This is a genomic window from Sulfurimonas sp. SWIR-19, assembly GCF_020410885.1.
Classification (GTDB): domain Bacteria; phylum Campylobacterota; class Campylobacteria; order Campylobacterales; family Sulfurimonadaceae; genus Sulfurimonas; species Sulfurimonas sediminis.
Genome location: NZ_CP084578.1, coordinates 978,584 through 998,108, shown reverse-complemented (window position 1 = coordinate 998,108; position 19,525 = coordinate 978,584). Strand labels below are relative to the sequence as shown.

The 19,525-nt window shown below is 37.4% G+C and carries 23 protein-coding genes; 9 read left to right on the top strand and 14 right to left on the bottom strand.

What is annotated here, in order from left to right:
- The first annotated feature begins 1 nt into the window (after position 1).
- Together LCX93_RS05175 and LCX93_RS05170 are read left to right on the top strand one after the other, a co-directional pair.
- Positions 2 to 676: a YggS family pyridoxal phosphate-dependent enzyme gene (locus LCX93_RS05175; protein WP_226069120.1), complete on the top strand. Its 675-nt coding sequence runs from the start codon at positions 2 to 4 to the stop codon at positions 674 to 676.
- Positions 677 to 746: 70 nt separating this feature from the next.
- Positions 747 to 1,142 carry a DUF6858 family protein gene (locus LCX93_RS05170; RefSeq protein WP_226069119.1) on the top strand — a complete coding sequence of 132 codons (396 nt, stop codon included), beginning with the start codon at positions 747 to 749 and terminating at the stop codon, positions 1,140 to 1,142.
- Here LCX93_RS05170 and LCX93_RS05165 read toward each other — a convergent pair.
- Positions 1,133 to 1,792 carry a tRNA-uridine aminocarboxypropyltransferase gene (locus tag LCX93_RS05165; protein ID WP_226069118.1) on the bottom strand — a complete coding sequence of 220 codons (660 nt, stop codon included), beginning with the start codon at positions 1,790 to 1,792 and terminating at the stop codon, positions 1,133 to 1,135. The two genes, LCX93_RS05170 and LCX93_RS05165, sit on opposite strands and share 10 nt — an antisense overlap.
- A gap of 26 nt (positions 1,793 to 1,818) precedes the next feature.
- On the opposite strand from LCX93_RS05165, the gene LCX93_RS05160 reads away from it, so the two are divergent.
- The gene (locus tag LCX93_RS05160) at positions 1,819 to 3,060 is read left to right on the top strand and encodes a BaiN/RdsA family NAD(P)/FAD-dependent oxidoreductase (RefSeq protein ID WP_226069117.1); all 1,242 of its coding nucleotides are present in this window, start codon (positions 1,819 to 1,821) and stop codon (positions 3,058 to 3,060) included.
- Between the two features lie 4 nt (positions 3,061 to 3,064).
- Here the strand turns inward: LCX93_RS05160 and LCX93_RS05155 are convergent, their stop codons facing one another.
- From LCX93_RS05155 to hypB, 10 genes are all read right to left on the bottom strand, one after another.
- Positions 3,065 to 3,838, bottom strand: a complete 774-nt coding sequence (locus tag LCX93_RS05155; protein ID WP_226069116.1) for a DUF695 domain-containing protein — start codon at positions 3,836 to 3,838, stop codon at positions 3,065 to 3,067.
- A 2-nt stretch (positions 3,839 to 3,840) separates the two neighbouring features.
- On the bottom strand, positions 3,841 to 4,182 hold the full coding sequence (gene hypA, locus LCX93_RS05150; protein WP_226069115.1) for a hydrogenase maturation nickel metallochaperone HypA: 342 nt from the start codon (positions 4,180 to 4,182) through the stop codon (positions 3,841 to 3,843).
- Complete coding sequence (locus LCX93_RS05145) at positions 4,175 to 5,848, bottom strand: enoyl-CoA hydratase-related protein (protein ID WP_226069114.1); 1,674 nt, start codon at positions 5,846 to 5,848, stop codon at positions 4,175 to 4,177. Before LCX93_RS05145 ends, hypA begins: the two co-directional genes overlap by 8 nt.
- Positions 5,849 to 5,858: 10 nt before the next feature.
- Positions 5,859 to 6,974 (bottom strand): NAD(P)/FAD-dependent oxidoreductase, encoded by a 1,116-nt coding sequence (locus LCX93_RS05140; RefSeq protein ID WP_226069113.1) that lies wholly within the window; start codon positions 6,972 to 6,974, stop codon positions 5,859 to 5,861.
- 3 nt (positions 6,975 to 6,977) lie between these two features.
- Entirely contained in the window at positions 6,978 to 7,205 is a 228-nt protein-coding gene (locus LCX93_RS05135; RefSeq protein ID WP_226069112.1) for a M48 family metallopeptidase, read from the bottom strand.
- Positions 7,206 to 7,276: 71 nt separating this feature from the next.
- Entirely contained in the window at positions 7,277 to 8,275 is a 999-nt protein-coding gene (gene hypE, locus LCX93_RS05130) for a hydrogenase expression/formation protein HypE (RefSeq protein ID WP_226069111.1), read from the bottom strand.
- Positions 8,276 to 8,285: 10 nt separating this feature from the next.
- Positions 8,286 to 8,708 (bottom strand): hypothetical protein, encoded by a 423-nt coding sequence (locus tag LCX93_RS05125; protein WP_226069110.1) that lies wholly within the window; start codon positions 8,706 to 8,708, stop codon positions 8,286 to 8,288.
- A gap of 14 nt (positions 8,709 to 8,722) precedes the next feature.
- On the bottom strand, positions 8,723 to 9,871 hold the full coding sequence (gene hypD / locus LCX93_RS05120; RefSeq protein ID WP_226069109.1) for a hydrogenase formation protein HypD: 1,149 nt from the start codon (positions 9,869 to 9,871) through the stop codon (positions 8,723 to 8,725).
- Position 9,872: 1 nt separating this feature from the next.
- Entirely contained in the window at positions 9,873 to 10,163 is a 291-nt protein-coding gene (locus tag LCX93_RS05115) for a HypC/HybG/HupF family hydrogenase formation chaperone (protein WP_151900565.1), read from the bottom strand.
- Between the two features lies 1 nt (position 10,164).
- On the bottom strand, positions 10,165 to 10,956 hold the full coding sequence (gene hypB, locus LCX93_RS05110; protein WP_226069107.1) for a hydrogenase nickel incorporation protein HypB: 792 nt from the start codon (positions 10,954 to 10,956) through the stop codon (positions 10,165 to 10,167).
- Positions 10,957 to 11,164: 208 nt separating this feature from the next.
- Here hypB and cbiM point away from each other — a divergent pair, with 208 nt between their 5' ends.
- From cbiM to LCX93_RS05080, 6 genes are read left to right on the top strand one after another with little or no spacing between them, the layout of a single operon-like run.
- Positions 11,165 to 11,812 (top strand): cobalt transporter CbiM, encoded by a 648-nt coding sequence (gene cbiM, locus LCX93_RS05105; protein ID WP_226069105.1) that lies wholly within the window; start codon positions 11,165 to 11,167, stop codon positions 11,810 to 11,812.
- Positions 11,802 to 12,110 (top strand): PDGLE domain-containing protein, encoded by a 309-nt coding sequence (locus tag LCX93_RS05100; protein ID WP_226069103.1) that lies wholly within the window; start codon positions 11,802 to 11,804, stop codon positions 12,108 to 12,110. The genes cbiM and LCX93_RS05100 overlap by 11 nt, the downstream gene beginning before the upstream one ends.
- Entirely contained in the window at positions 12,097 to 12,633 is a 537-nt protein-coding gene (locus LCX93_RS05095) for a hypothetical protein (RefSeq protein ID WP_226069101.1), read from the top strand. Before LCX93_RS05100 ends, LCX93_RS05095 begins: the two co-directional genes overlap by 14 nt.
- Entirely contained in the window at positions 12,630 to 13,385 is a 756-nt protein-coding gene (locus LCX93_RS05090; protein ID WP_226069099.1) for an energy-coupling factor ABC transporter ATP-binding protein, read from the top strand. The genes LCX93_RS05095 and LCX93_RS05090 overlap by 4 nt, the downstream gene beginning before the upstream one ends.
- 18 nt (positions 13,386 to 13,403) lie before the next feature.
- Entirely contained in the window at positions 13,404 to 14,087 is a 684-nt protein-coding gene (locus LCX93_RS05085) for a transposase (RefSeq protein WP_226069097.1), read from the top strand.
- Positions 14,084 to 14,620 carry a HyaD/HybD family hydrogenase maturation endopeptidase gene (locus tag LCX93_RS05080; RefSeq protein ID WP_226069095.1) on the top strand — a complete coding sequence of 179 codons (537 nt, stop codon included), beginning with the start codon at positions 14,084 to 14,086 and terminating at the stop codon, positions 14,618 to 14,620. Before LCX93_RS05085 ends, LCX93_RS05080 begins: the two co-directional genes overlap by 4 nt.
- Positions 14,621 to 14,770: 150 nt before the next feature.
- Here the strand turns inward: LCX93_RS05080 and LCX93_RS05075 are convergent, their stop codons facing one another.
- From LCX93_RS05075 to LCX93_RS05065, 3 genes are read right to left on the bottom strand one after another with little or no spacing between them, the layout of a single operon-like run.
- Positions 14,771 to 15,328 carry a hydrogenase maturation protease gene (locus LCX93_RS05075; protein ID WP_226069093.1) on the bottom strand — a complete coding sequence of 186 codons (558 nt, stop codon included), beginning with the start codon at positions 15,326 to 15,328 and terminating at the stop codon, positions 14,771 to 14,773.
- Entirely contained in the window at positions 15,321 to 17,615 is a 2,295-nt protein-coding gene (hypF, locus tag LCX93_RS05070; RefSeq protein WP_226069091.1) for a carbamoyltransferase HypF, read from the bottom strand. Before hypF ends, LCX93_RS05075 begins: the two co-directional genes overlap by 8 nt.
- Entirely contained in the window at positions 17,587 to 19,512 is a 1,926-nt protein-coding gene (locus tag LCX93_RS05065; protein WP_226069089.1) for a Kae1-like domain-containing protein, read from the bottom strand. The genes hypF and LCX93_RS05065 overlap by 29 nt, the downstream gene beginning before the upstream one ends.
- Between the last annotated feature and the right edge of the window lie 13 nt (positions 19,513 to 19,525).

The window sequence follows — 19,525 nt, the reverse complement described above, 5'->3', positions numbered from 1 at the left end:
AATGGACGAAATTGAGTACAAATTATATATAGATGATGTTATCAGACGGGTTGAGACGGCACGCTTAAAAGTAAGTGAGCACCATATTGTTAAAATTGTCGCTGTGAGTAAATACTCAACGGCTGATGAGATACAAAGACTTTACCATATCGGTCAGCGTGCTTTTGGTGAGAACAAGGTGCAGGACCTAAAAGCCAAAGCCAAAGAGCTTGAAGATTTACCGATTGAGTGGCATTTTATAGGCAATCTGCAAAAAAACAAAATCAACAATCTTTTAGACATCAATCCAAGTCTTTTTCAAGCCCTGGATTCATTAGAACTTGCCCATGAACTGCAAAAAAGACTGCTTGCAAAAGAGATGACACTCGATTGTCTACTGCAGATAAATTCTGCAAAAGAAGCAAGCAAACACGGTGTGATGCCCGAAGATGCAGTGAAAATATATACACAAATCATCAATGAGTGTCCAAATATCAATCTTAAAGGTGTTATGAGCATAGGCGCACACAGTGAAGATAAAGCAGTTGTGAGAAAAAGTTTTGAAACAACCCATGAAATATTCACACAACTTCCAAATGCCAGCATCTGTTCTATGGGGATGAGCGGAGATTTTGAACTCGCAATTGAGTGTGGTTCCAATATGGTTCGTCTTGGCTCCATTATGTTTAACAAGTAAATTAATTATCTAATCTAATTATAATTATTATAAGATATACTTTAGTCAAAATTATAATTAGGATTAGCTGATGACAAAAACAAATTTTATGGACAAGTACCCTGTCTTTTCATTACATGTAAAGAAAAATGAAATAAGTTTCAAAAATGCAGATGAAATTATTGCTTATTTTCAAGAATGCATACAAGAACACCCTGTAGCTACTTTTATAGCGATTTTCGATCACTATCAACACACATCTTCATTGCAAGACGCTACTATTGCCCCTGAAATCAAAGATGCAAAAAACATTGTATTTTGTTTTGGCAAACAGTTACCAAATGCAAAAATGCTTGCAGTGCGTCCCAGAAGTATAGGTGTTTGTGAATTAGATGAGAGTTTTGAGGTCAGTTTTTTAGAAGTTCCAAATGAACAACTCCAAAAAGTTGTTTATGAATGGGTACAGGCACTCAAAACTCAAGCCTGATTTGTTCTTCTTTTAAAGCGTACCGCATGAGAGCGTGGATTTTGTATCAGCTCTTTTTGGTACGCTATCATGGCATGAAACGGTTTTAAAAAGCCGGCTAACTGCTCTTGCTTTATCTGCTCTATTTTCCATCTGTCCAACAACTCCAGTACCACCAGTGTTGATTCTATCGTAGAGAGATAATTTTCATCCGGCTGTACTTTTATCTCATACTGTGAGGTTTTTGCCGTTGTAAAGCTCATATGTTTGAGTTTTTGCAGATTTTTGCTTTGTGTGAACATTTTTTTTGTACAGCTCCAGGTCGAATCTATCAAAAAAACTGCCAAAGGTTTTTCACTCTTTTTTGGATTTGTTGATGTCAGGTTCACAGCATCTTGTGAGGGAAAAAGTATATAACTCTCATGTGTGGCAATAATTTCGTTAATTCTTGCGTTACATGTAAAGTCAATTCCGATAAAAAGTTCGCAATTTGTCAGGCTTTGATGCGTAAAGTGCCCTGTATTGTTTTTGACCTTTTTAAACTCTTTTGGGTGCATCAAAATGACAAACTTTGTTTGTGTATTGATATGCTCAAAATGCCCGCACATACACGAACTTTTGGGTCTGTAACACTTATAACATTTTTCTCTATCACCATAATAAGTTTTCATTAATGCAATTATACTAAAATTACACTATGAATAGAGACAAATACGATGTTATCATTGTCGGAAGCGGTGCAGCCGGCATCATTGCCGCTATTGTTGCCGCAAGAGAAGGCACAAAAGTCCTGCTTTTAGAAAAGCTCTCAAAAATAGCTTCTAAGCTAAAAGCCACAGGCGGTGGCAGATGCAATCTTACAAACACCCTTTCAAATGAAGATTTCATGGCACGTTTCGGAAGAGAGGGACGTTTTATGCAAGATGCACTCAAAGCTTTTGACAACAAAGCTCTCGTCACTTTTATGGATGAAATCGGCGTACAAACCCATGCCCCTGACGGATTTAGAATTTTCCCCACATCACACTCTTCTGCCACTATAATTGCCGGACTCCAAAAAGAGATGCTCAGACTCGGCGTCAGCGTTACATGTAACCAAAGAGTCACAAGGCTTTTGGCAACCGGCAATCACATAGACGGGGTTAAAACACAAAAAGATATCTTTTATGCACCCAATGTCATCATCGCAACCGGTGGGCTTGGCTACCCAGTGCTTGGTGCTGAGGGTGACGGCTACAATCTTGCCAGTGAAGTCGGTCATAAAGTAACCGACCTCTCCCCTGCCATGATGCCCTTAAAAACAAAAGAGAGCTGGGTAAAAAACTGTCGGGCTGATACCATTGCCAAGGTTGAACTGCGTGTCAACCTGAAAAAACATAAAAAACTGCGTGCAAAAGGTGATTTGATTTTTACAAACTCCGGCATACGCGGACCCGTTGTGCTTGACTTTGCCAGAGAAGTGACACCTCTTTTAAAAAAATACGGCGAAGTGCCTCTGCTGTTGAATCTGACAAAAGGAAAAAATGAGGAGCAGATACGTGAGCATTTCAAAAAAGAGAGTGCAAAAGAAAAGATGACAAATATCTTGCAACTGCTCAAAACTCTTTTGCCAGAAGCACTCAGCCTTGAACTGTGCCGATTAGCGGAAATAGAGCCAGACATGCCATACAAAAAACTCGAAGGGAAAAAACGTGACAGACTTATTTCACTCTTAGCATGGACACCCCTCACCGTTACAGGACATGACGGCTTCAAAATGGCCATGATTACAAGAGGCGGTGTTTCACTCAAAGAGATCAACCCAAAAACAATGCAAAGTAAAATTATAGACGGTTTATATTTTTGCGGAGAGGTGATGAATCTTGACGGACCCTGCGGAGGCTACAACCTCCAATGGTCATTTGCCAGTGGCTTTCTTGCAGGCAAACTTTTAAAATAAAAAATTACTTTTTTTGAGTCTGCCATATTGGTTTTACCAGAGCACACTCCCAACCGTCATATTTGCCATTATAAGCTTCACTCACATCTATAAGTTCCACAGTCAAAGTATCTATGTCATAATAAAAAGGCTTATCCTTTCTGTAAAAAGAAATACCGTACATTGTTTCATCTCTAAAAGGGACTTCACTTCTTTTTTGTTCTTTAAAACCCATCTCCTGAATTTTTTGCGCAAATGCTTCTCTGTCATCATTACATGTAAAGTAGCTTTTATGTTCTATTGCCCTTTCTTGATGAAGATCATCGCCTTGTTCTTTAAGATTGTCGCAGGCATGATGATTGGTGATGATCTGCCACTCTTTTACAGTCGGAAAGAGAAGTTTTTGATAAACCTCCCATTCGCTGTCTATGCGTGAGCCAAACTCATAACTGTACTCACTAAAGTGTTTCATTGCATCCTCTACAGTATTTTGCCATTCAAAATCCATTTTTAGGGCATAGATAAAATTAACTTCGCCCTGTGTGATAATTCGACCGATGTATTTTCCGTTGCGATACCGCAAAGACTCCATCTCTAGCCTGTCTTCTATAAATCCGACATCATCACCCTCTTGCTTACAAATCAAACCGTCCTCTTTCGGACTCTTCAGTTTTACTTTGACAAATCCTACATACATGTATTCCTCATCCGGCACGCTGTCTGCTACACCTGCATTCAATGACACCATCGCCGCATGCCCGTCTATAGGCTTCATATATGCTTCCCAATACTCTTGCATCTCTACTCCATTTCCAAACTCATGAGGAACATATCTTCCCCATCTATTACATTGACATCAACCGAACCACAACTTTGACAACAGTAGTGAATTTTTTCAAGTTCACTGACTTCTCCACAACTGTTGCACTTTATACTAAGCGGCTGAATGTTCATGACAAACTCCGCCCCGTCTGCTATGGTCTTTTCCTTAAAAGTATTAAACGCAACCTCAAGAAGGTGCGCTTCTATACCACTCATTACGCCGATTTTTACAATGATTTTTGTTACTTTTGTTGCATCATTTTCTTCGGCAATATTTTCAATCTGTTCCAAAAGTGCTTGGACTACACTGTACTCATGCATTTGTTTTTCCTGAATGATTATTCGTTATTGTAGCTTTTAGTCGCTGTGGTGTTTCTAAAGGGCATATTTTATAGACAAATTCATAGCGTTTTTTATGAAAAGAGCTGTCTTCTTCCCAAAATTCCGGGTACATCACTGCTATTTCTTCTTCACGATGATGTTCTATCTGCTTTTTGTGTGCTTCTATATATTCCTCTTTGTCCCATAAAAAATCTTCTAATGTTTCCTCATCACAAATAAGTTCTTGACAAAAATTTTCAAGCTCTTTTTTATACTCTTTATGTGCAAAAAGTTTGTCCGCTAAACCTATCTCTTTTGCTTTGCCTGCACTCAAAGGCAGGCACTCCTCTAAAATCTTCTCAGCATACTCTTTACCGACCCGTTTTGGTAAGGTATATGTGTGGTATTCACTGCCACTGAGACCCAATGTTTTATAGTGGGGATTAAGGACAACCCCTTCTTTTGCCACAACATAGTCACAGGCAAGTGCCAAAAAAACACCGCCTGCTCCCGCATTTTTATGAAGAGAAGCTACAGTTACTACATCATCGGCAAAAAGAACACTTTTTACCAAATCATTCATGGCATTGATATTACTCCAGCCGTCTTCGCCATTTTTTTTACTGTCTTCTAAAATATTCAGATGAATGCCATTACTGAAAAAATCCTCTCCACCCATCAGCACAACAATTTTTACCTGCTCTTTGATATACTCAAAAGCATATTTTAATTTCATACACTTGTCACTGCTGAATGCACCGTTGTGAAAATTAAAATACAAATATGCCACTTCCTCTTTTATATCACAGCTTATTTCATAAAAAGTTTTATAACTTTTGTCAAAAACCAAAGGCAGTCTTTGCTCTTTTACCCCCTGCAGTCGCTCTTTTAAAACATAGGTCGCAGGGAGTTTAAAACGATTTGGCTCTTTGAAATGAGTAATCCAGATCGCTCCATCAACAGTTCCAATACAGACAGCACCGTCTCGTTTGGCAAGAATCTCTTTTGGTTCACCTCTTAGTTTTTCCTCTCTCCATGCCCCATACAGGTAACATTCTACTCCTAAAATTTCATCTTTTACTCCAGGATGCGAATCACTCATATATATTTTTGTCAAAATCTCCTGCGTTGTATCTTTTTGCCAGTCAATCGCTCTGTCTTTTTGAGATAGAGCCTGATGCATCGGTAAATTTGGCTGCGATGTAAACTTTTTGCTTTGTAAATTTTGTAAAAAAACATCAAACATAGTGTAAAAAGTTGTTACAGCTTCATTTCTGTATATACTTGCTTTGTAGGCTTGTCGCATCTCAAAATTTTGTGTAATGACAACATCGCCACTGTCAAACTCTCCATTTGCTTTAAGAACAGTAACTCCCCACTCTTTTTTGCCTAGCCTGATGGCATTATCTATCGCATATGCCCCTCTGTCGCCCAATACACCAGGATGAACAATGTAGGTATCGATGTTTTCATAAATCTCTTTTGGTACAAACTTCTTTAAAAACGGACACAAAATAAAATCGGGGCTAAAAGCAAAAACCTCATCTATCATCTGTTTTTCATTAATGGCAAATACCACATCAACACTGTATTTTCTATCTTTAAAATAAGTATATGCCACCTGTGTCAAGGAATTAAATGCACTGACAAGAAGAGTAATTTTCATCTAAAAAAACTTATGACTTAAGCTTAAGCGGGATTTTGTAAAACTGTTCTATCGCTTTTTTGCCCAAATATCCGAGTATTCCATCTACTTTGACAAATGATGCTGTTGCGATGGCAAATTTTCCTCCAAGGGCTATGGCTAGACCGTAGATTTTTATGTTTGCTTTGATAAGCGGTTTTTGTTTGATTGTACGAAGGATATTTTTTGCAGCAATGACTCCGCTTTGTTCTGCAGTTTGTGCGGTTTGCGGTAGCGGTTCACCTGTTTTGTCTTTTAAAAATGCGCAATCCCCGACAGCATATATATGCTCATCTACCCGTAGATACTCATCGACCTTTAAAAGATTTTTCTCTTTTTCAAAGCCAAGGTTTTTTATAAACTCACTTGCTTCGAGCCCAATGGCTACTACCCCAAAATCAAATTCAATAAGCTCATCCTCAAGATGCAAGCTGTTTGCTTCAACTTTTTGTACCATTTTTTGCAGTATGCGTATGCCACTGTTTTGTAAAGTTTGCAGTGCTTTTTTTCTGGATTGTTCATCAAGTTCACCCAAAAAAGCATCTGCAATCAAAGAGATTTGTATCTCCTGTGTCAAATTTGATTTTAAAAGATAATTTTGCATCTCAGCAGCAATCTCAACACCACTGGAACCACCGCCGACAACAACTATGTTCGTATTTTTTTTCTCTTTTTTGAGGTGTTTTACGATGCTATCTTCAAAAGAGTGTTTCAAATGCAAGGCATTGGAAAGATTTTTAACTTCAAAAAGACGATCATTTTTAAAAATAGAAGGAAGCAGTGTCTTTACCCCCACTGCTATTATGAGGTAGTCAAAAAAATGTTCTCCCTCTTTACATGTAACCGTATGGGTATCTACCTTGACAACTTCATCCTGGATAAAACAAAAATTTTCATCTATCCCTTTGACAAGAGTATCCAAAGGGATGATAATATCATCCAAAGCACTGTTGAGTGCAACAAGATTATAACTTTCAGTTTGGAGATAATGATAGCGGTTTTTATCTATCAGCGTTACTTCTATGTTTTCATTGTTGGCCAAAGTTTCCAGTGCTTTGATACCGCCATAGCCACCACCCAAGACAACAACTCTCTTTTTTCTGTTCATCTGCTAACTTCTACTGTATTCTTTTATATGTTCAACAAGAGAATTGTTTTTATCCCAGCCTGTTGCAAAAGCATTCGGTAGTGCATCAAATATACCAACTTCGGGCATACCTCTGACAGCCATCCATTTTGACAGAAAAAGGGAAATGAAACTTCCACCAAAAATAAAAAGTGCTACATACAGTGATACCATAACAGCCAGGTTCATTACTATTAACATGATTAAAGACATAGTTTTCCCTTTATAAAAAATTATAATTTATTGTAGCTTCTTTTTCTATGCTCTTTTGCTACATAAGTAGCTTAACAGATGCGAGGTAAAAGTTCCCCTGTAGGGGTGTCTAAAAACCTTTTTGTTCCATACGGGCTTAAGAGTATAACTTTTTGACTGTATTGTTGTGTGACACTGGCAATTGTAACAGCATTTTTGGAATTTTCAAAACCATGCAGTATATCTAAGGCTTTTTGCTCATCTTCTTTTTTCACTGCCAAAACAAAAGTACCTTCATTTGCAAGATTGAGTGCTTCAAAACCCAACATTTCACATACTCCGTTTACCTCCTGCGAAACAGGAACAGCATCTTCTTGCACTTCTATACAGATGTTGGATTGTTTTGCCCATTCGTTCAGTACGGCACTGACTCCGCCACGCGTTGCATCTCGCATAGCAGTCACTTTTACACCTGCATCAAGCAAAGCCTGCACCTGATGAGTCAGTGATGCACAATCACTCTCTAGGGTAGTTGAGAGCTCTATTCCCTCACGAGCACAAAAGATGGTTGCACCATGACACCCAATATCACGACTTAGCAAAATAACATCATCAGTTGTGATATTGTTGGAGCTTATCCCTTTTTTTTGGATTTCTCCTATGCCTGTTGTATTGATAAAGATTTTGTCAACACTGCCACGGGGAACTACCTTTGTATCGCCACTGACAACTACAGCACCATTGGCTTCAAGCTCTTTTTTCATACTGCGCACTATTTTTTCAAGTTCACGCGTTGAAAACCCCTCTTCTATGATAACACTGCATGTAAGATATTTCGGCTTTGCACCCATCATAGCAAGATCGTTACATGTACCGCATACTGCCAGCTTTCCTATGTCTGCTCCTGGAAAAAAGAGAGGACTTACCGTAAAACTGTCCGTAGAAAATGCAAGTTCACCGCCATGTATCACCGCAGCATCTTCACTTTTTTCTAGTATCTCATTTTTAAACGCTTTGTAAAAAATCTTGGAGATAAGTTCATTATTCTCTTCTCCGCCGTTGCCCATGGCTAATGTTATCTGTTTGTTCATTGTGTAACCTTTATATTTTTAAAACATCCTGTAAGGTTGCATTATCTTTTGGTGAATCAAATTCAAGTAAAGTTTTATCAAGCTTCACATGACATTCTATACATTTTTGCAAATTTTTATGTTCTGGTATATTGATTTGACTTACTTTTTTAATGTCATGACACTGCCAACAGTCATTACCGCACTCTGTATGAGAATTTTCTTTTAAAGTTTTTATTTTTACAATTTTAAAGTGTACATTACTGCTATTTGTGTCAAGAAGAACAATCTTGCTTCCATCGCGATGGCATGTTTTGCATCTTTGCAAAATTTGATGATTGTTATCCATCTCTCCTTTTACATCAACAAGTGTAGGATGACAGGCAATACAATCTCCACTGCAGGCAAAAATTTTCATACCTGCCGTAAAAAAAAATATAAATGCGTACTTCATGGTATTTATCCCCTTTACTTTAAAAGATTCCCATATTTATAATACGCCGCACAGGCACCCTCACTGCTTACCATACAGCTGCCAAGCGGTGTCTGCGGTTTGCAGGCGGTACCAAAGATACTACATTCATGTGGCTTTGCCATACCTCGCAGTATGTCACCACAGATACAAAGCTTATGGTCTTCTATTTCCTCTTTTGGTAAAATATCGGCATAAATATGTTCCGCATCAAGATAAGCATATTCATCTTTGAGTCTGTATCCGCTATTGGGGACATTTCCAAGTCCTCGCCATTTAAAAAGAGAGGCTTTTTCAAAATATTTCTCTATAAGTGCCTGTGCTTTTTTATTGCCATCATACGAAACAAGTCGTTTGTACTCCACTTCAAGTTCGCATCTGCCTTCATTGAACTGTCTGACTATCATCAAAATAGCTTCCATTACATCAACCGGCTCAAACCCTGCTACAACTACAGGTCGATTATACTCTTTTGGAAACTTTTCATAAATTTTGCTTCCTGTTATAACGCTTACATGTGAAGGTCCCAAAAAGGCATCAATTCTATTGTTATAGCTGTCTACATGTTCATCTCTGCTGTCTATAAGCTCGACCATTACTTCAGGAACCGTGACATGGTTGATATGAAAGAAAATGTTTTTTATCTCTTTTTTGATTACAATATCTATAAGTGAAGTTGTCATAGGAGTTGTTGTCTCAAAGCCAATGGCAAAAAATATTATCTTTTTATCCGGATTTTCCTGAGCAATTTTAAGCGTATCAAGCGGAGAATAGACAAAGCGCACATCTGCACCTTTTGCCCGTGCATCTTGCAGACTGCCATGGCTTCCGGGTACTTTTATCATATCACCGAGTGTTACCAAAATCGTATCATCAAGTTCTGCCAATATGTAGGCATGATCAATCCGCTCTTTAGGCATAATACAGACAGGACATCCCGGTCCGTGGATAAAGTTTATATTTTTTGGCAGAAGCTGTGGGAGACCGAACTTCATAATAGAGTGCGTATGCCCTCCACAGACTTCCATGATATTAATCGGTTTTGGGAGTTTTTTTGCCTCTTCGTTTATAATCTTTGCAAAACCCTCAATTACCTCAGGATTTCGAAAACCGTTATACAGATCTTTTAACTGGAGTTGACCCATTTTATGCACCCCTGTTTGGACAGTTATCATCCTCTTCAACCAAAGAACGCCGCTCTTCCTCATCAAGTTTTTCTAAAATTTCATTATACACTCTGAGTGATTCGAGAGCATCCTCTTCATCTATTTTATTCATAATAAAACCGATATGCAACAATACATAATCGCCAATCTGCACATCATCTTCTTCCATAAGTTCAAGACCGGCCTCTCTTGTGATACCCATAGTATCGACAACTGCAACATTCCGTTCTTTATCTATCTTTACTACTTTGCTTGGTATTGATAAGCACATATTACCCTCTCATCTTTCTTTTAAATTCTATCCAGTCTATCACTCTTTGGACGGAGGCTTTGTCTTTGATATTTACTTCCAAAATATCGACATTTGGCTTGATTTTTCGTGCTTCATTTTTTTCATGTTCCACATTATACTCAAAATACTCAAGCAAATCCGTTTTTGTAATAAGTATCAAATCAGCCTGACGAAACATTACAGGATATTTTTCTATCTTGTCACTTCCCTCAGGAACAGAAACAAGGACAATATTAAGATGACTTCCGACATCATAAGATGCAGGGCAGACAAGATTGCCGACATTTTCTATAAAACAGACATCAATCTCTTCAAGCGGCATATCATGAAGCCCTTTATGCACCATAAATGCGTCTAAATGGCAGGCACTCCCTGTTTGAATCTGATATGCAGGTATCCCCTTTGCTTTAATTCGCTCAGCATCTCTGCTCGTTTCAAGATCTCCCTCAATAACTCCAAACTTAAAACCAGCCATATCAGCCATATTTTCCAAAAGTGTTGTTTTCCCACTTCCGGGGCTGCTCATCAGATTAATACTCAAGACATTGTGTTTGTCAAAATGGGCACGATTATGTCCTGCTTCATGATTGTTTTTATCTAAAATTTTTGTAATGACACTAATCGTTTTAGAATCATTAAGCTGCGGGTTATGATGCAGAGTTTCATGTGCTGCCTGATGTTCATGTGAATGGTGATGGTTATGGTCGTGTGAATGACTATGATCGTGAGTGTGTTCTTTTCCTGCTATTGAGCATCCGCAATCTGCGCACATATTTTTTCCTCAAACAAATTTTTATAAAGTTTATTTGAATAAAAATAAAAAAAAGGTAAATTTACTTATTTCTTATATAGTTTTGGAACATTTCTGAATAAATATTCATTTCTGGTTCCAAAACAATACAAGAACTCATCTTTTTTATCTGCAAATCATTTAAAATCTATACAATTAGAGATAGGATAAAATTTTATGAGGAAAAATAATGCACATACCAGATGGCTATATATCTCCGACAACCGTCATAGCGACCTATGCTGTTGCACTGCCTCTTTGGATTTATGGATTCAAAAAGCTCAAAGAAAAACTCAATGAAGAGACCCTTCCTCTTATAGGAGCTTTAAGCGCAATGAGCTTTATTATTATGATGTTTAATATTCCTGTTCCAGGAGGAACCAGCGGACATGCAGTCGGTGCTGCACTCATTGCTATATTATTCGGACCCTGGGTAGGTTTTATTTCTGTGAGTTTGGTACTGCTTATACAGGCTGTAGTCTTTGGTGACGGAGGCATTTCAGCATATGCACTCAATGCTCTTTCTATGGCACTGACAGGCTCATTCAGTGCCTATTTTGTTTTTAAGATATTCAAGAACAAAAAATTTGCACCATTTTTGGCAGGCTGGATGGGTATTGTCAGTTCATCCTTTGTTGTGGCAGTTGCCCTTGGCATACAGCCATTGTTTTGGACACATAACGGACAGCCACTTTACTTTCCTTTTGATTTAAAAACAACAATGGTGGCACTGGTCGGTTCACATATCCTCTTTTTCGGAATGGTTGAAGGAATATTTACACAACTGATTTATAACTATCTTAAAGGAAAAAACAGGGAGCTCTCTTATGAAAAATAAACTTTATCTTCTCTTGTCTCTTTTAATTGTAGCGGTCCCTCTTGGGCTTTTGAGTGAAAATCCGGCATGGGGAGAATGGGAAGAGGATTATTATGAAAAAATTCTGGGTTTTATACCAACAGGGATTAAAAATGCACATACGCTCTCCTCACCTCTACCTGATTACTCCATAAACGGAATGAATGAAGTAGTCAGTTACTATCTCTCTGCCCTGCTCGGTTTGGTTCTGGTTTATGGGATTTTTTATATTTTTACAAAAATCACAGCCAAAAAACAGGATAATCATGGTTCTGTATAGGCTCTTTTTTATTGCCTCTCTTTTACTGATTCTTTCATTAAAAGAGATGGTTTTTACAGCTTTGTTTTTAGCTGTTTTACTTCTTCTTTCTTATAAGCAAGCACTCTATATCACTAAAAGAGCAGTGAAGTCGCTTCTCTTTTTTAATCTAAGTGTCTCTCTTGGATATTTTATTGTTGCGTCTCTCAAGGGCATTGATCCTTATCATTATATCTTTTACATCAATCTTAAAGTTTTTACGATAACATATTTTGTATTTTATTTTTTTCACAAAATTAATATGGTGGAATTTTTTGCTTTTTCCAAAGATTTAAGTTTTTTACTGATGATTACACTCTCTCAAATCATCTCTTATAAAAAAACCTATGAAGATTTTACACTTGCATACAAAGCAAGAGTCATAAAAAAACTCCACTCAAGAGAAAAAAAGTTCATTCTCAGAGTCTTTGAATTTTTCTTCTCCAAAGCATTAAAAGATTCAAAAGAGAGAACATTAGCGATGAAAGCAAGGGGGTTTTTTTGATAACACTGCACAATATAGAGTTTTACTATGAAGAAAAAAAAGTCTTACATGACATTTCACTTACAATCAACAAAGGTGAAAAAGTCGTACTTTTAGGCAGTAACGGAAGCGGAAAATCAACTCTTTTAAGAATTTTAGCCGCCCTCTATTTTCCAAAAAAAGGAGAGTATCTTTTTCATACAAAAAAAATTAGCAAAAAAAATATTGACAAAAACTTCCGAAAAAAAGTAGGCATCCTTTTTCAAAATCCCGAAAGCATGATTTTCAATCCCACCGTAAAAGATGAAATAGCCTTTTCTTTACGTGAATTTGACGAGGAGAACATTGACAAAAAAGTACTGGCAATAAGTGAAAAGTTCGGCATTACACATCTTTTAGACAAAAACCCGCTTGAACTCAGCGGTGGTGAAAAACAAAAAGTTGTTCTTGCTTCCATTTTGGTTTATGAACCGGAAATTTTGCTTTTGGATGAGCCTACAGCTGCGATGGATCCAAGGACTACCGGCTGGTTTGTAGACTTAATGCTTGAAATAGAGACAACAGTCATAGTCGCAACACATGATTTGAGCATAGCCTATGAAGTAAGCAACAGAGCTATTGTCCTTGATGAAAAACATACAATGGTATATGACGGAGATATTGAAAAACTTTTTAGAGATTTACAAACTTTGCAAAAAGCAAATCTTATCCACAAGCACAAACACAGACATAAAAAAGATTTTACACATTCTCACTATCATTTACATTTTTAAAGGGGAGGAGGTTTACATATGATCTGGCAGCAAGAATGTTTGTATTGCAAACACTATGTTTACAAAACAGCGACAAACAACCTAAAATGTTCCTCCTGCAAGAAAAAATATTCTCGTGCGAGAGTCAATAAAATACTCTTTTTAATGGAGTGTTTTATTCGAAATATCAGTGCCCTTGAAGCCTCTAAACTTTACCATATTTCCTATATTTCAACAAAAAACTATTATCATGATTTTCGTCTGTTATGTGCCGCTGTTTCAGAAGAACATTATGAAAAAATCAGAGAAAAAAGTGTTGAGTATGAAGAGTATTTCTATATAGAAAAATCAAAAAAAAGCCAAAAAAATGCACTTTTTGATGCCTATAACTTTTTGACTTTTGATTATGAAGGCTACATTTACACCATTTTAATGCCCTCTTTGCACAAATACAAAGCACAGTTTTTACAAGATCAAATTGAAGAAGTATATATAGAGGAGTTGAACAAATTCAAGCGTCAAAGCAGGATTATCAAAGTTTCCAAACATTACAATACCATCGTGAAATTTTGGGAGTATTTTGAGGAAAATATCACCTTATACAAAGGGATTTCCAACGAATATTTCCCCTACTACCTTAAAGAGTTTGAGTTTAAATTCAATTATTCAAAAGAAGAAGCTTTAAAACTTCTCATACAAAACTATTTTAAAGAGCAGACATGAAACAATTAGCACTCCTAAGCGTAGGAAACATTTTAGAATTTGATGATGGTGTAGCTGTTTATGCTTCACAATACCTGGAAAAAAACTACACATTTTCTCCGCAGACAGATATTATCAATGGCGGTGTTGAGGGCATAAACCTCTTAAATCTTTTTATGGAGTACAAACATATCATCATTCTTGATGCCATTGAGATAGACGACAAACCCGGCAGTATCTATCATATACCGTCAAATGAGCTTACCGGATATGGTCTAAACTCGGGTGGAGCACATGAGATAGGTGTATTGCAGTGTTTTGACATTTTAGAACTCATGGGAAAAGAGATCCCTAAATCAAGCATCATCGGCATAGTGCCACAAAAAATTGACGTATGTATAGGGTTGAGTATGACTATGCAGAAGACTTTTTGTACATATATTGATACTGTCATTACTATCTTGCAAAAAGAGGGAATTCAAGTCAGTAAAAATGAATATCCTGTCTCACTGGAAGCTATTATTGAAAATTTCAAAAACCCGCTAAATCGATAATGCAGATGTAATTTGCTTTGAACTTTGAGGAATTACAGGAGTTGTGGATATATCTCATATCTGCATTATCATGAAAAAGTCGTAGTTGCATCCAAAATCTCAAAAATGAATGAACATTCATATATTAATATATTCTATCTTATACTCCTGTTAAAAACCACGATTAAATTCTATACTCGGATTGGCGAATATATGCAAAATATCTTCTAAAGAGCATCTTTTTTCTTTTTCTTTGGCAGCAATTCCCATATTTTTCAAAGTCTGTAAAATAACATTTATATAGTTTTGCCAATGCGACTCAAGAGCCTCACTCAATGCCACTTCTACCGATATAATATCCTCCGGAACGATGCTGATAACTGTTGTCTCTGCCATTTTTTCACTCATAGAACAAATTTGCAGCATTTCAGCAATTTCAACTTCATTGGCAGTTTTTTTTACAAGATCTCCGTCTAAAAACTCATCAGTTGTTTTTACGCTGATCTCTCCCGTTTTTTTCGTATCATCAGAGGCTGTATTTACTATAATGACTGCATCATATTCCTGCAAAAGAGGCATAAGTTTAAAGCCCAGTGTACCCCCATCGACTATTTCGATTTCCGGTTCAAAATCAAAATTTTCTTTTAAAAATTTTCCTGCATAAAGCCCTATACCCTCATCTTTAAAAAATGCGTTGCCACTGCCGATAAGTGCTGTTTTTTTATTCATAATTTTCCTTGATACTGGTTTGATGTAACGCATAATAGACCTGACCCAGTGATATACCACCGTCATTTACCGGTACTTTTGATGCTATATTGTATTTAATATTATTTTTTTGAAAAAGAGATACAACTTTTTCCAATAAATAGCTGTTTTGAAAAACGCCTCCGCTGAGTATGACTCTTTTGTTTTTATATTGCAAGCTGATTTGCAATATCATTGCAGCAAGAGCATTCATAAATTTTGCCGGAATAAGCTCTTTTTTCTCTTCTGCAAGTATCTCCTTTATGAGATTTTTACAAGATATCACATCATCTTTTAGCTCAAAAGTATACTTCTTTCTTGTTTTAAATTCGCGTGCAAGACTCTCCATAATCATCCCGCTCTCTCCTTCGTATCCTAAAGGATTCAAAAAACCGCACAAAGCATATACAGCGTCAAAAAGTCTTCCGACAGAAGTAGTTTGTATGGAGTTTATACCCCTTTTTCGCATGAGGTAGAGCGTTTGTATCTCTTTTGTATCCAAAGAGGATACAAAATCATTGGGCATACTCTTTATTTCCTCAAGAGAAAAAACATCAAATAGAAGGGATAGGGCAACTCTTTTTGGTTCTTTTATCGCTTTTTCACCCCCTATCAAAGAAAATTCTTCTATATGGCAGACTCTTTTGTACGATTTTGGTGTTGTCAAAAGCACTTCACCACCCCATAACACTCCATCGTCTCCAAAACCTGTACCATCAAAACAAAATGCCAAGACCTCTTCATCCAAAGCATACTCTGCCATCGTACCCAAAGCATGTGCATAATGATGCTGCAGCTGTACAAGTTCACATAAGGGATGATTTTGTATGTACTCTTGAGCCCATTTTGTAGTTTCATATCCTGGATGTTTGTCACATACGATAATATCAGGTTGAAAATCATAAAGTCTTTGAAAAGTCTGCACAGTCTGTCTGAAATACTCCATAGCTCCAACTGTATTTAAATCCCCGATATGAGGTGAAATAACAATATTCCCCTCAAAAGCCAAAGTAATTGTACTTTTTTGCTGCGCACCGAGTGCCAGGATTTTTTTACTCTTTTGTATCTTTGTTACAAAACTCAGTGGTGCAAAACCCCGTGCCAACCGTAATGTGATACTCTGATTGGCAATCTGCATCATAACACTGTCATCACAGCCGTTAATAATCTCACGGTCATGGTTGAGTGATACTTCCACAACAAGCGGCAGTTTTTTAAAGAGCTCTTTTTGGTCTTGAATAATCGGCTCGTCACTTAAATTTGCACTTGTGGCTACTATGGGGAATTTGAGTTTTTTTAAAATCAACTCATGCAAAGGTGTATAAGGAAGAAACACACCTACTCTGTCTATATTTGGAGCAATGTATTTGCATAGTACCTGTTGCTCCTTTTTCTTTTTTACCAAAACAATGGGGCGCTCTTTTGAGACTATGAGTTCTTTTTCACGCTTGGAAATTTGACAAATTTTTTGTATAGACTCTATATTTTCAAACATTACAGCCAGGGGTTTGCTTGGTCTGTGCTTGTTTATTCTCAAAAGCATCACTGCTTCTTCATTTCTTGCATCACATACAAGATGAAAGCCGCCCAGTCCTTTGACGGCCACTGTTTTACCGGATTTTATGCACTCACATATTTTTTCTACAGCCTCATTCTCCTGAGCCTGACAAGATTGCATCAAAGATACAAATTCCAACTTCGGTCCACAGTCATAACAGGAAATCGGCTGCGCATGATAACGACGATTTGTCGGGTCTTCATACTCCTCTTTACATGTATTACACATTGTAAAGTTTTGCATTGAGGTGTTTTTTCTGTCATAGGGAAGATTTTTTATAATGGTATATCTCGGTCCGCAATTGATACAGTTGATAAAAGGATACATGTAACGGCGGTTTTTCTTATCAAACATTTCACGCTTGCAATCATCACACAATGTCATATCCGGGCTCAGCATTGTTGAAAGAGCGCTGTCTTGGGATTTTACAATCCTAAAACCATCATCAGTTTTGAGTTGTATATCTTCAGTGCTAAGCGTATCTATTCTACTCAAAGGCGGCGCCGAAAAATCGATCTCTTTGATAAACTCAAGAAGCGTCTCGTTTTCCCCCTGTACTTCAACAACAACGCCATTTCCATCATTAAAAACAAAGCCGCACAAGCTGTATTTGTTGGCTAGGGCATAGATAAACGGGCGAAATCCGACACCCTGGACAATACCGCTGATATATATCTTTTTTCTACAGATAGACTCCGCCGACAACAGCATTCTCCTTGCCTATTGGATAATTTATATTCATAAGAGGCGGAGACATTTTCAGATTTCTTTGCATTCTGGAAAAGAGTGACTGGTTTGCGAAATGTGTTCCGCACAACACAATGTGTTGGGCTTTTGTTTTGGATTTGAGTTCCTGTAAAATATCATTAAAATAATCCCCAAAACTCTCAAATATTGAATAAGCAAGTATGGAAGTACTTACATCAGCCAACTGGTATGAGATTATGCTTGAGAGAAAAGCCGCATGGTCAAAACGGTTGTCACTTACATGAGTATCAATTTGGATGCCGCCTTTTCCCACAAACTTCATCGCTTCATTGACAACACCCCGCATTGTTTCATCTTCAATGCCGAGCAAAATTGCCACTGCTTCAAAAAGTTTCACATCTTTTTTCTCTTGCAAATGAAGCAGCTTTTTATAAATGAGAGGCATATTTTTTTCTAAATTTATGACAAGTCTGTCAGACCCTTCTCTGAGGTTTTTTATATCTTCTATGATGTTTTTGCCATTAAAAGCCTTGGGAGGCACAACTCTGAGAACATTTTTGCCGTCATAATACAAAAAAGAGGGTTCTTCGTCAAAATAGGCTCCGACACATTTTTGTCCGAAAATCTCATGTTCTGCAATCACGGACATAAAAGAAGCCTCTTCGGGCATAAAAATATGCTGATTTGGATGATACACCTCTTGAGTCCCCTCTATGACATTTACTTGCTCTACATGTAAAGAGTCAAAGTGTTGCATTTTATCAAAAAACATCTGATCTTCTTTTGCAAAGCCGATATATTCGTCAGCAATAGACAAAACGTTTCGTTTTTTCAAATTATGTGAGGGGAAAGAGACTCTCTCTCCCTGAGCAATAAAAGAGACATCTTTGTTTAAAAAGAGTCTCATATCTTTTTGCGGGTTGATTTCAAGGTCATAATCCATCAGCATATCAGCCTCACAGGCAGCATCCGCATCTTCATAGGCAATGAAATCTACTCCGAGTTTTTGCAATTCCGCTCCCAGCAAAATACAAAACCCGTCATCAGGATACTTTACATAGGCGGTATTGCGTCCAAGCTTTTCTTTAAGCGCTTCATTTTTCAGTGTTACATGTAAGAGTGGCCGCTCAATACCAAGCAGAGCATTAAACTCCTCTCTAATCAAGGAGAGGTGGTCTGTTATTTTCGTCGCATTTATCATCATAAGTACAGAATCATTGTGCATTGTGGCCGTTGTATAAAAAAGACGGTACCCCATTGTCGTTTTTATAAGCAGTTTTTGCTCATCTTTGAGTGCTTTTGCCGCCACCTCAAACATTGTACGAAAACTTCCTGCATCATTGGCATAGCGTTCACTCGACTTGTTGACAAGACGTACCGGTATACCACACTCCTGGCAGCTGTTAATATGATGCGATTCTCTCAAACCGGCACTTTGCATCTCTTCTTTACACGATGCACAGGGAACAACAAATTTCATAGAGGTATTTTGTCGTGCATAGGGATAGGCATTTAAAAAACTGTAATTGCCTCCGCAACAGCTGCATGAGGTAAAAGGATAGTAATACCTGCGTGAACTCACATCAAACATCTCTTTTTGACAGGAGGGGCAAAGCCCTAAGTTTAAAGGATATTCATTCTTTAATTCCATCCTCAAAGAGACTTCTTCCTCATTTTCATAACTTTTGGAAGCTTTTAAAAAGATGGAAGCCGGCAGTTTTTGTGCAATTGTATCAAGACACGCTTGTAAATTTCCATGTTCTGATGCAAAAGCACAAATGATTTTCCCCTCTCTTTGCGATATGTCTGCAACAATATCATGGGTTTTTACAATAGATACGACGGTATTATAAAGATAGTTTTGAGAAGATGTTGTGTCTAATTCCAAGATGAATGCCATTGAATGCCTTTAA